This is a genomic window from Oceanobacillus sp. CAU 1775 (assembly GCF_054482815.1).
Genome location: NZ_JBTLRO010000001.1, coordinates 275,183 through 287,944, shown reverse-complemented (window position 1 = coordinate 287,944; position 12,762 = coordinate 275,183). Strand labels below are relative to the sequence as shown.

The 12,762-nt window shown below is 36.7% G+C and carries 13 protein-coding genes; 2 read left to right on the top strand and 11 right to left on the bottom strand.

Annotated features, from left to right (window positions below; translation table 11 throughout):
* The first annotated feature begins 30 nt into the window (after positions 1-30).
* Entirely contained in the window at positions 31-1,410 is a 1,380-nt protein-coding gene (gene gdhA, locus ACXYMZ_RS01415; protein ID WP_458946565.1) for an NADP-specific glutamate dehydrogenase, read from the top strand.
* Positions 1,411-1,669: 259 nt separating this feature from the next.
* On the opposite strand, the gene ACXYMZ_RS01410 is transcribed toward gdhA, so the two are convergent.
* From ACXYMZ_RS01410 to ACXYMZ_RS01395, 4 genes are all read right to left on the bottom strand, one after another.
* Complete coding sequence (locus ACXYMZ_RS01410; protein WP_458946564.1) at positions 1,670-2,218, bottom strand: CueP family metal-binding protein; 549 nt, start codon at positions 2,216-2,218, stop codon at positions 1,670-1,672.
* Between the two features lie 208 nt (positions 2,219-2,426).
* Complete coding sequence (locus ACXYMZ_RS01405) at positions 2,427-3,221, bottom strand: ABC transporter ATP-binding protein (RefSeq protein WP_458946563.1); 795 nt, start codon at positions 3,219-3,221, stop codon at positions 2,427-2,429.
* A complete protein-coding gene (locus ACXYMZ_RS01400; protein ID WP_458946562.1) occupies positions 3,222-4,202 on the bottom strand; it encodes an ABC transporter permease in 981 nt (326 codons plus the stop codon).
* Positions 4,203-4,288: 86 nt separating this feature from the next.
* Entirely contained in the window at positions 4,289-5,287 is a 999-nt protein-coding gene (locus ACXYMZ_RS01395) for an ABC transporter substrate-binding protein (RefSeq protein WP_458946561.1), read from the bottom strand.
* Positions 5,288-5,804: 517 nt separating this feature from the next.
* On the opposite strand from ACXYMZ_RS01395, the gene ACXYMZ_RS01390 reads away from it, so the two are divergent.
* Positions 5,805-7,064, top strand: coding sequence for a GGDEF domain-containing protein (locus ACXYMZ_RS01390; RefSeq protein ID WP_458946560.1), 1,260 nt, complete (start codon positions 5,805-5,807; stop codon positions 7,062-7,064).
* A gap of 60 nt (positions 7,065-7,124) precedes the next feature.
* Here the strand turns inward: ACXYMZ_RS01390 and ACXYMZ_RS01385 are convergent, their stop codons facing one another.
* From ACXYMZ_RS01385 to ACXYMZ_RS01355, 7 genes are all read right to left on the bottom strand, one after another.
* The gene (locus ACXYMZ_RS01385) at positions 7,125-8,429 is read right to left on the bottom strand and encodes an acetyl-CoA hydrolase/transferase family protein (protein WP_458946559.1); all 1,305 of its coding nucleotides are present in this window, start codon (positions 8,427-8,429) and stop codon (positions 7,125-7,127) included.
* A gap of 274 nt (positions 8,430-8,703) precedes the next feature.
* Entirely contained in the window at positions 8,704-9,780 is a 1,077-nt protein-coding gene (rlmN, locus tag ACXYMZ_RS01380) for a 23S rRNA (adenine(2503)-C(2))-methyltransferase RlmN (RefSeq protein WP_458946558.1), read from the bottom strand.
* Positions 9,781-9,803: 23 nt separating this feature from the next.
* Entirely contained in the window at positions 9,804-10,181 is a 378-nt protein-coding gene (locus tag ACXYMZ_RS01375; RefSeq protein WP_458946557.1) for a Na+/H+ antiporter subunit G, read from the bottom strand.
* Complete coding sequence (locus ACXYMZ_RS01370; protein WP_458946556.1) at positions 10,159-10,443, bottom strand: Na(+)/H(+) antiporter subunit F1; 285 nt, start codon at positions 10,441-10,443, stop codon at positions 10,159-10,161. The genes ACXYMZ_RS01375 and ACXYMZ_RS01370 overlap by 23 nt, the downstream gene beginning before the upstream one ends.
* The gene (locus ACXYMZ_RS01365; protein ID WP_458946555.1) at positions 10,443-10,925 is read right to left on the bottom strand and encodes a Na+/H+ antiporter subunit E; all 483 of its coding nucleotides are present in this window, start codon (positions 10,923-10,925) and stop codon (positions 10,443-10,445) included. Before ACXYMZ_RS01365 ends, ACXYMZ_RS01370 begins: the two co-directional genes overlap by 1 nt.
* Before the next feature lie 19 nt (positions 10,926-10,944).
* Positions 10,945-12,426, bottom strand: a complete 1,482-nt coding sequence (locus tag ACXYMZ_RS01360; protein WP_458946554.1) for a Na+/H+ antiporter subunit D — start codon at positions 12,424-12,426, stop codon at positions 10,945-10,947.
* A complete protein-coding gene (locus ACXYMZ_RS01355; protein ID WP_458946553.1) occupies positions 12,419-12,760 on the bottom strand; it encodes a Na(+)/H(+) antiporter subunit C in 342 nt (113 codons plus the stop codon). Before ACXYMZ_RS01355 ends, ACXYMZ_RS01360 begins: the two co-directional genes overlap by 8 nt.
* Positions 12,761-12,762 lie beyond the last annotated feature (2 nt).

Genomic DNA, 12,762 nt, shown 5'->3' with positions numbered 1-12,762 from the left:
TAGATAAATAAATTAGGGAGGGAAACCACAATGCAATCAACAAAAGATAACTCTGCACAAAAGATAGATGTTTCTGCGTATTTGGATGAAATTTATAATGAAGTGGTTAAAAGAGATCCGCATGAAGAAGAATTTCATCAGGCTGTTGCCTTATTCCTCCAATCAATCTTACCTCTCTTAGAAAAAGAGCCTTATTATATTGAAAAAGGTATTCTAAAACAAATAGTTGAACCCGAGCGAGTCATATCTTTTCGAGTAACTTGGGTGGATGATAATGGAAAGGCTCAAGTGAACCGTGGCTATCGTGTACAATTTAATAGTGCCATCGGTCCATTTAAAGGTGGCATTCGTTTTCACCCTACAGTTAGCTTGAGTGTTGTGAAATTCCTTGGTTTTGAGCAAACATTTAAAAATGCCTTAACTGGACAACCAATTGGTGGCGGTAAAGGTGGCTCTGACTTTGATCCAAAAGGGAAATCTGACATGGAAATCATGCGTTTTTGTCAAAGTTTCATGACTGAATTAGCGAGGTATATTGGGCCTGATGTTGACATCCCTGCTGGAGATATTGGAGTAGGTGCAAAAGAAGTTGGCTATATGTTCGGGCAATATAAACGGATTCGTGGCGCATATGAAGCTGGAGTTTTAACTGGTAAAGCTCAAGATTACGGCGGTAGTTTGGCAAGAAAAGAAGCTACAGGCTATGGAACGATATACTTTTTAAATGAAATGTTAAAAGATAATAAAATACCATTAAATAGAAGTAGAATTGTCGTGTCTGGTTCAGGCAACGTTTCGATCTATGCAATGGAAAAAGCAATAGAGTTCGGTGCTCGTGTTATTGCTTGTAGTGATTCTTCTGGCTATATTTATAATCCAGACGGTATTGATGTAGAAACGATAAAAGAAATTAAAGAAATCCATAACGGTAGAATTCAAGAATACCTAAATTATTATCCAAAGACTGTTTATAATGAGGATTGTTCTGGAATTTGGAATGTACCATGTGATATTGCACTTCCATGTGCGACACAAAATGAATTAAATGAAGTTCATGCAACACAGCTTGTAAGTAATGGTGTAAAAGCTATCGCTGAAGGCGCAAATATGCCAAGCACACCAGGAGCAATCGAAGTATTCTTGAAAAATAATATTTTATTCGGCCCTGCAAAAGCTACAAATGCTGGTGGTGTTGCAGTTTCACAATTAGAGATGGCACAAAACAGTATGCGTCTCAAATGGTCATTTGAAGAAGTTGATGAAAGACTACAGGAAATTATGAAGAATATTTATAAAAACTGTAGAGATGCAACAGTTGAATTTTACAATGCAACAAACCTAATTCAAGGAGCAAACATCGCAGGCTTCAAAAAAGTAGCTAACGCGATGATCGCTCAAGGTGTTGTTTAATTTTAAGAACAAAGGCGCAAGCGCCCGTTCAGCGACGTACAAACTGGAGTACTTCGTAATGAGATAAAGGAAACACGACGAGGTACGAGTCGATGTTGACTTATCGATTGGAGGAGTGCGAAGTTTGATAGTCGTTGGGCGCTGGAGCCGGACGTGGCTATCCCTGTCAAAAGGAGAGATCCACAAAGTTCAAATTTTATAGTTTCCTATGCCATTAAAAAGTGCTGTACTCCATCTAATGGAATACAGCACTTTTCATTTATATTTCATCCGTTGCTTTCTTTAATTGCATCGTCGTGATACATGTCTGCGCACCATCCGCAGTAGATATAATTCCTTCAGCAACTTTACCATCATGTGTCATTTTTACTTGGTAATCTTCATTACGTGGTAACCATAAATCAATGAAACCATTTTCCATTGTTTTAATATTTTCTTCCATTACCAAATTACCATCACTATCTAGAATTTCTACCAGAAAAGCTTCTTCTACCATTTCACCTTGGCATCCTGTTAGACTATGAATTTCACATGGATGTGTAACATTTTCATAAGGCGCAATGGAGACAAAGAATTTATCATCAGGAAGAGGATATCGTGTCTCTTCTTCATTTTCATCTGTAATAATTAATTCATTATACGTAATTGCTGCTTGAACATCTTCGAAAGTACCCACACTATATTCATGAACCATTTGTTTAATGTTTATTTCTGCATCATTTGCTGTATTTGCTTGTGTCGTTTCATTACATGCTGCTAGTAAGAGTATGCTTGCGAGTAATAATAAAATTACTTTATATTTTCGCATATTCGTTCTCTCCTTTAAAATTTCTGTCAGATACTCTACCATACTAGCATATTGACCCACCTATATGTCAAGTGATTGTGACAATTATATTACAATTTTTACATTTAGATTACAAAAAAATCCAATGAGCACAGCCCACCGGATTTTAAAATTTAAGATGTTTATTAAGTAGTAAGTTAGAATAAAAATAACCATGTTAGATTATTTATTACCCTAATACTACGCGATCATCCTCAAATTGTTCCCCACGAATGCGTTGGAATTCTTTAAGCAAGTCAGCTACAGTTAGCTTTTCTTTTTCTTCACCACTTGCTTCAAATATTATTTGACCCTTATCCATCATGATTAGACGGTTTCCTAGATCAAGTGCTTGTTGCATATTATGAGTTACCATCAGTGTCGTTAATCCTGAATCTTCAACAACATCCTTCGTTATCTTCGTAATTAACTCCGCACGTGATGGATCTAGCGCTGCTGTGTGTTCATCTAAAAGCAGAATGTCTGGATCAGTGAATGTTGTCATCAATAAAGAAAGAGCCTGCCTCTCCCCACCTGATAATAATCCGACCTTAGCTGTCAGGCGACTTTCAAGGTCTAGGTTTAATCGACCAAGATACTTGCTAAACATTTCGCGTCGGCTATTTGTCACACCAAATTTTAAACGACGTTTTCTGTTTCTCGAATATGCTATCGCTAAGTTTTCTTCGATTGTCATCGATGGTGCCGTTCCTGCCATTGGATCTTGGAAAACACGTCCAATAAACTGAGAGCGTTTAAACTCAGGTAAATGTACAACTTGCTTCCCATTTATATTTACATCGCCAACATCTGGGATTAACTGTCCAGCAATCACGTTCATTAAAGTAGATTTTCCAGCTCCATTACTCCCAATCACCGTAACAAAGTCGCCTTTATCCAGTGTTAAATTTATATTATTTAATGCTTTCTTTTCATCAACTGTACCTTCATTAAATACGATTGAAATATCTTTAATCTCAAGCATTTACATACCTCCTGCCTGATGTTTTAATGCAGCTCGTTTCTTCTGTCTGATTTTCTTTTCTCTCTGGGTTTGAAGAATTTTTGGCGAAATAAGTGCAATGATAACAATAATTGCTGTGATCAACTTCATATCACCAGCATCTAAGAAATCAACTCGCAGTGCTAAAGTAACGATCATTCGGTAAATAATCGCACCACCAATAACGGCTAATGTTGCACGGGCAATGGTTTTCGTCCCAAATAATGCTTCTCCAATAATAACCGAAGCAAGTCCAATTACAATTAACCCGATTCCCATACCCACATCAGCAAAACCACCATGCTGTGCAATTAATCCACCAGCAAGTGCTACGAGAGCGTTCGAAAGACCAACACCGAATGTTGTAAGATTATCTGTATTAGCAGATAAACTACGGATCATTCGCTTATTATCTCCTATCGCACGAATCGCAAGCCCTACCTCAGTTTTTAAGAAGTAATCTGTAATCAATTTAATTACAACCGTTACGATTAACATGATAATTAGAATGCCCCAAGTACTCGGCAATCGTTCAAGTCCAATCATACTAAGAATGCTATTCAAAAAGTCATCTATTCCTGTTACCCAAACAGCATTGAGCTGATCGAAAATAGTTGTTTCCATATGCATCGATAAGGTTGGTTGTCCTAAGATTCGTAAGTTAACAGAATACAAGGCTGTCATCATAAGGATACCAGCTAATAACGGATTAACTTTTCCTTTTGTATGCAATAAACCTGTTATTGTACCTGCTATAAATCCAGCTAGTGCCGCCAATACTGTTGCTAAAATCGGGGGTACACCATTAATAATAGATAGCGCTGCGACAGCTGCTCCCGTTACAAAACTCCCGTCAACCGTTAGATCAGGGAAATCAAGTACACGAAAGGTTAAATAAACTCCAAGTGCCATAATTGCATAAATAACTCCTGATTCTACGGCACCAAACATTGATATAAACATATTGCATTCCTCCAGCTGTCAATAAATATAGACAACCGCTCTTAAAACCTTTGAGCGGCTGTCAGTTTTTCTAGTTGTTCCTTTAACTATTCGATGAACTGTGCAAGTTCATCCCAAGCGTCATTCCATTCAACATTTTGCTCTTCTGCTGCAGTTTTATTAATGAATAGTTGAATTTCTGGTGGATACTCCACTAAGAAATCACTAGCAGCCTTTTCACCAGTTAAAATCTCGGCAGCAATTTCGCCCGAACGGTAGCCAATCGTTTTATAATCAATTCCAAAGGTTGCAAACCCACCTTTTGCAAGCGAGTCTGGCTCACCAACTATTAATGGAATGTCTTGATCATTTGCAACACTTATTACACTATCAAGTGCTGATACCACTGTGTTATCTGTGAAAATATAAAACACATCGATATCCTCTACTAAAGTTGTTGCAGCTTGATGAACTTCACCAGTGTTTGCAACTGTACGTTCAATAATTGTTAAATCTGTATTTGCAGCAGCTTCCTGCACTGCTTCAATTTGGGTTACAGAGTTCTGCTCACCAGCGTTGTAAACTACTCCCACATTAGCACCTGGGAAATACTCTGCGATAAAGTCAATTGTAGAACCAATCGCATCAGGATGAAGGTCAACTACTCCTGTAATATTCTCGCCAGCTTCTTCCATAGATGGGACAAGCTTTGCATCAACTGCATCTGTAACAGATGTAAAGACAATTGGAATCTCACTTGTAGCTTGTAAAGCTCCTAAAGCACTTGGTGTTGAGTTAGCAAAAATTAAATCAACGTCATCCGCAACAAATCCGTCTGATATTGGTTTAACATTATTTTGATCATTTTGTGCACTTTGGAATTTGTATTCTACATCTAATCCAGCATCTGCTAAAGCTTCTTTAAATCCCTCATAAGCAGCATCTAATGATGGATGCTCTACAATTTGTGTTGCACCTACAACATATGTCTCTCCATCATCTGCATTTTTATTATCTCCAGACTCCCCACTTGCATCATCAGAACTACCACATGCAGCAAGTAGAACTAGTCCAACTGCAATTATTGTTAATAAAAACTTTTTCATTTTCCTTCCTCCCTTTAGACTTTAACGCATTAATGCATTTATGTATAAAAGTGATTGTATCATAAAATTTTAATTAAAGATAGACTAATTTTTATAAGTAACCAATTGAAGAACTATATGTGACAGTTTTATATGGATAGAAAGTCTTTGCTTTCAATCATCATTAGTTTAAAAGTAATACTATTAATATTTTTGCTGTCAGAACGACTAACTTTTTGTAGACTCAGACAACTCTATCAATTACAATATATGAGGATTACTTTTGTTTTTTTTGAACCTTTCAGTGTTCTATTGTTGAATAATAAGAATTAAAAATCCCTAAACACCTTATTTACATTCATATTTTTAAGTCAAAACTAGCTTTCTTACTATTAAAAGAACTAAAAAGTTAGTTTATTGTACAAAATATCATTTTTTTAACCATATTAATAATTTTTATGGTATGATTAATAAGCACTAGGGAATTATCCTCATATTACATTTGTTTAATTTTGTTTAGAACAGGAGGTTCTCATTCATGGTAAACAGACTAAGAGCCTATATTTTTGCAATATTCATACTCTCATTTATTGTAGCTATAGCATCTGGCCCGCTTGAAATTGAATGGCCATTGTACGCTCAAGTATTTATTATATTTCTTTTATTTACGACATTATATTCTCACTTAAAAACCATCGTTAAAACAGGTAGAGTGAACGTAGACTACAGTATTTCTTATAGTCTTTCTTTTGGGTTATTTACTGGTCCTCTAGGAATATTCTTATTTGAATTAGTAAACCGGTTTTATATTTTCCTCTATCGTAAACGTACAGATACTGCCGATAAGGATGAGTTTTTGCATACCTTTTATAATATCGGTGCACCCACCTTGTTACATTCTTTAGGATTTTACATGTATTACATTTTAATACCTTATTTCGAAATGATTCCGGTGATCGGGTATTGGTTATTGATCATTGCTATTGTGTATATAATCGATACACTATCTTCTTTCTTCCTTGTCGGAGTATTTTCTATTATGGGAGATATTAAAACAAAGAAGGATGCATATGATTTAATTACTGGTAGGAGCATGCTAGAGTCGCTGCAAAAAGCGATTACAAATGGTCTTTTATTTATCTTTATGGTGAATCATCAGTGGGAATTGATGATCGCGTTGTTCTTGCTAAACTATATCTTTAGCCGCTCTGCTTTAACAAAGGCAGCGAGCATGCAACATAAAAAAGAAAGAGATCGCTTCGAACAAATGGCTTATACAGACTACCTAACGAAGATCCATAATCGAGCATACATGAATAAAGTAATGAATGACCTGAATCAATCAGGTGAGAACTTAGGGATTATTATATGTGATATTGATGAATTTAAACGTGTGAATGATACGTACAACCACTCTGTTGGGGATTCTGTTATTACTCATTTTGCATCTGAGATTAAAAAGTCTATTGATCCTGATGATTATATATTCCGTAGTGGTGGAGAAGAATTCACGATCATATTGCGTAATCGAACATTCTTGCAGTGTCAGTCATTAGTTAACAATATTCAAAGAGAAATCGCACAATCAGAAGCGAAAGCAGAGTTTCGTGGGAATGAAATTAGTGTTACATGTACGGCATCCTTTGGTTTATATTATTTTAAAGCATTGGAAACTACTGATATTAAAAAAGCTTATGTTGAAGCGGATGAACTGCTATACAGAGCCAAAGAGCTTGGGAAAAACCAAGTATCTTCTATGAATGCACATGGACAACTTAGTCTTTCTGCGAGAATATAAATAAGCGCAAGCTTCTAGTTTAAAATCTAACTAGGAGCCCGCGCTTTTTTTGTTTGGGTTTTAAATAATAATGTTTCTCTCTTTTGCTTCTTTTAATAGTTCGTCACGGAATTTGGGATGGGCAATGCTAATTAAAGCTTTTGTTCTTTCTCCAACTGTTTTTCCAAGAAGTTTTACGAGGCCGTATTCAGTGACAACATGATCAACATCATTTTTGCTTGTAGTTACAATTGATCCTGGAGTCAGTACGGATTTAATCCTACTAACTGTGCCACCTTTAGCAGTCGAAGGGAACGCTAAGAAGCTTTTTCCGCCTTCAGATAAAATTGCACCCCGTACAAAATCAACTTGTCCTCCAGTTCCAGAGAAGTGATTTGTTCCTACAGATTCCGCACAAACTTGTCCATAAAAATCAACCTCTATCGCTGAGTTGATTGACATGAATTTGGGAATGGTACGGATAATATTCGGGTCATTCACATATTGAATAGGGAGCATTTGCACTGCAGGGTTATTATGCACGTAATCGTATACGCGCTGAGAACCGAATGCAAAGGAAGCAACTGTTTTACCAGGGTAAAGTTCTTTGTTTTCATTCGTTACTGCTCCGTTTTCAACCAGTTCAACCATACTCTCGGTTAACATTTCCGTATGAATCCCTAAATCCTTTTTGTCTCGCAATGCTTTACCGACTGCATCCGGAATTGCACCGATGCCAAACTGAATGGTTGCGCCATCTGGGATTTCGTCTGCGATGTAGCTCGCGATTTTTTTACTAACGTCATCTAATTCAGTTCTTGGATAATCTGGCAGAGCAGTATGGTTTTCGCAGAAGGCTTCCACTTGGGAGATATGAATAACTGGGCCTGAGAGTGAACGAGGAACATGCTCATTCACTTCAAGGTAAATGCGGTCTGCTCGTTTAATTAACGCTTCACTTAGTGAACCAGCTACTCCCGTATTGAAATAACCGTTTTCATCCATTGGTGTCACACATAGAAAGACTGCATCTAGTCTTTCTTGTTTTTCAATCAGCTTTGGAATGTCATGAAAGTAAGCTGGCATGACATCGGCGATCCCTCGATTAACTGCTTTTCTCGACTGCGCTCCTGAAAACCATGTAACTCCTTTTATGCGTTCTTGTGCTTCTTGGTAAAAATTCATTGGAAACCAATCTAGCATGGTGTGATAAATAATATTATCAAGTTGCTTTTCTTCGACATGTTTCTCGACTGCTTGAACAATTGCAGGAGGTAGCGATAGTCCGATATCTGAACCACATACCCAGCCAGATTGGACATTTTCAGCGATATGCTCAGGTGTTGTTTTTTTATTTTCATATAAAGTTTTAATATTCTCTGTCATAGCCGTAATCCTTTCCTAATAGACTTCTTAAAATAAACTATGTTAAAGCTCCATATTGTAATGAGCACAAACCCGCTTCGGAAATATACTTCGCTTTCCGCGGGCCGCTGGTGAGCTTCCATCCCGCAGGAGTCTTCGTATATTTCCGAAGCTAATTTTACATCCTTCTTATTAATTATCCTCAACAATAGGTTTAACATAGCCCAAAAATAAGCCTCTTAGTGAACGGATGTTAGTCGGTTACTATTGGAGGCTTATGGTTTTATTATGATTATTATACTACTTTACGTTTTTTGTCTTTTATAATTTGTTTACTTCTCAGTTGTCCACATGCAGCATCGATATCTGCTCCGTTTTCCCAACGTACGCCTGAATTAATCCCATTCACTTTTAATGTTTCGTGGAATGCTTGGATAGAATCTGTTTCACTACGTTGGTATTGAATGTGTTCATCAACTGAGTTATATGGTATCAAGTTAACGTATGCAAGATGGCGGTGATTGTATAGTAATTTCGCTAGTTCTCTTGCATGTGCTCTATGATCATTGATATCTTTCAACATAATATATTCATACGTTATTCTTCGATTTGTTTTTTCTAAATAATAATCGACAGCTTTCATCAGTTTTTCAATTGGGAAAGCTTTGTTAATCTTCATTATCTGTGTTCGCAATTCGTCATTTGGAGCATGGATTGAAATTGCAAGGTTCACTTGGATTCCAGTGTCAGCAAACTCATAAATTTTATGAGCAAGTCCACTCGTGGAAACAGTGATATGACGCGCACCAATATTTAGGCCGTCCTCATCGTTTACTACATTTAAGAAACTCATTAGGTTGTTATAATTATCAAATGGCTCCCCAATTCCCATGACAACAATATGGCTCACTCGTTCGTCGTTGCCCTTACTATCTAAGTGCTTTTGCACATTCATGATTTGTTCTACAATTTCTCCACTTGTTAAGTCCCGACTTTTACTTAAAAGTCCACTTGCACAGAAGGAACAGCCAATGTTACAGCCGACTTGTGTTGTTACACATACAGAAAGGCCATAATCAAAACGCATTAATACTGTTTCAATCAAATTGCCGTCTGCTAGTTTGAATAAATACTTAATCGTACCATCTTTAGATTCTTGCTTTAATTCCTCTTCTAACGTATGAATGAAAAAGTGTTCCTCTAATAAATCAATTGTGGATTGATTTACGTTATGCATTTCTTCAAAATTATTAATTCTTTTCTTAAAGACCCAGTTCCACACTTGATTTGCTCGAAATCGTTTTTCACCATTTGCCACGAGCCATTCTTCTAATTCCTTATAAGTCAGTCCATAAATGGATGTCTTCGTCATAAATTACCCTCATTCCTATAACTTCATTCATTTTCTTTCATTTTTACATCTTTTCCGTGGATCACTTCTTTTAACTCATCCGCAACAGATATCTCAGACAATTTAACCTTGCTGCGATATGCAGCTCTTGTAACGAGGTGACCCGAAACTGGAGCAGTTAAGAACACGAAGATAATTCCTAAGACAAGTCTAACACTGAAATAGCCCTCTGCACCTATGATATATAACAATGCACCTGTTAAAGTTAATAATACACCAAGCGTAGAGCTTTTTGTCGCTGCATGTGAACGTGTATAAACATCCTTAAAACGGATAAGTCCAATTGCACTAACCAATGCCATCAGTGAGCCTATGAAAATTAAAAATACACCTATATACTCAACGATCACGCTTACGCTCAATGATTACACCTCTCTCGATATGTTTTGAAAAAGCAATCGTACCTATAAACGCTAAGATTGCCAAAACTAGAATTACTTCTAAGAATACTGGTGTATTCAGGAGGACGGTGATAATTGCAAGAGACGAAACAATTTGCACACTGATAACGTCAAGCGCAAGTACTCGGTCTGGCAGACTTGGGCCAATTATAATTCGTAAAACCGTTACTGCAATTGCAATTCCAAAGAATACTAAGGATATCGTTAAAATTGTTTCGACCATTATCTCGTTACCTCCTTAATTGCTTTTTCAAAACTACTTAGAGAACCAAGTAACATCTCTTTTGACTGTTCCACATCCATTGCATGAATATATAATGCATCCTCTTCCTCCGTCACTTCCATCACAACGGATCCAGGAGTTAAGGTTAGTAAAAGGGAAATCATCGTTATCTCCCATTCTCCACGCATATCAGTTTCATAGCGGATGATTCCTGGTTCATAATTTATTTTAGGGCTAAGAATTTGTGATAATACTAATATACTTGACGTAAAAAGTTCTCTACCGAAAATGAGAAGTAATTTAAATAATGCATATGGTCTCGCAAGATAAAATCTTTCACCAAAGAAACGATGCATTAAAAATACGATTCCGATTCCGACTATGAAGCCTGCTACGAATGTAGTAAATTGCAATTCTTGTTCGTCACTGATTAGCGTCCATAGAATCGCGATAAAAATATTTAAAGCGAATTGTGCTGGCATATCATCGTCAGCTCCTTTTCTAGAAGTCGTTCAATACAGCATCAATATATACTTCTGGGTTCATTAGCGTATGAGCAGCGTCTTTTACATAAGGTGCGAAGGCTTCCGCTCCAAACCCTAAGACAACCATCCCTATAGTTAGTAAAACGAAGGAAGTCATCCAACCTTTTTTAATTGGCACTTCATCATCAAAGCTAATAATTGTCTCGCCCCAGAAACTGTTCAAGAATATCCTCAATAAAGAGTATAGAACAAAGATACTAGATATAAACGCTAATGCCAATAAGATAAATGCTCCTGTCTCAACAGCACCTTGACCAACAAGAACCTTACCGATAAATCCACTTAGAGGTGGCACACCTGCTAATGAAAGCATGGTAATAAAGAATATCCACCCAAAGACTGGGTAATTTCGAATCAAACCACTCATTAAATTAAACTTTCTCTCCGCAGTTACAATAAGCATCGTACCCGCAAGAAGAAATAGTAATGTTTTTGCAATCATGTCATGCATTAAGTAATAAATGGCGCCCTCAATTGCTTCTGGAGTCATTACGGAAAGTCCTACTAGAATAAATCCAACAGCAATAATGACATTATAAGATACAATTTTCATAATATCCTTATAGGCAATTGCGCCAATACTACCACCGATTAATGTAAGTCCAGCAAGAATACCAATAGCTGTATGCGTAACCTGTGGCTCATGGTAGAAAATCAGAGTAAACATACGGAACATTACATAGATTCCAACCTTCGTCAGTAAACCACCGAATAAAGCTGCAACTGCGGCAGGTGGTGCACTATAAGAACCTGGTAACCAGAAATACAAGAGTAATCCTGACTTCAGTGCAAATACAATGAGAAAGACTAAACTAGTCACGGTTAGTAAAGGTGTTTGTCCTGATTCACTAATCAATTGTGAGAGATGTGCCATATTTAATGTACTAAGCTGTGCGTATAAAAAGGCAATCCCTACAAGGAAGAACCAAGAGGATAAGATATTAATAACCACATATTTCAGTGACTCACGTAGCTGAATCTTTCTTCCACCAAGTACAATTAATACATAGGAAGCTAGTAGCATGATTTCAAAGTTTACATATAGGTTAAATAAATCACCTGTTAAAAATGATCCGTTTACTCCTGCAATTAGGAAGTTAACGAAAGTATAAAAATACATATTTTCCATTTTCCTACCAATGGAAGAAAATGCGAAAATCAAACAAGTCAATGTGACAAAACTCGCCACTAATACAAGAATCATTGCGAATGAATCAGCAACAAATAATATACCAAATGGTGGTTCCCAGCCTCCAAAATCCAAACGAATGATTCCTTCTTTTTGAATGATGTTCAATAAATAAATGGCGATACCAATATTTACAATCATTGTTAATAAGCTAATCACTCGTTGCGTTTTAATATAAGGACGCAAAAATACTAATATAATACCTACCAAAATAGGAAGAACCATTGGTAGTACTATCAGGTTATTCATATTTACTACCTCGCAATTCTTCGAAGTTATCTGTACCTAATGTTTGATACGTTCGATATGCAAGGACAAGAACTAAAGCTGTTACGGCAAAACTAATAACAATTGATGTTAGAATTAATGCCTGTGGAAGTGCATCTGTTAATGCCCCTGGCTCCTCATCGCCAAGGATTGGCACTGTTCCACCTTTTAATCCGCCCATTGTTAGAATTAATAAGTGTGCAGCATGGGAAAAAATCGCTGTGCCCAAAATGACACGAAGCACACTTTTCGACATTATTAAATATGTTGCGACAGTAACCAATACACCTACTAGGATGGTTATTAACGTCTCCATAT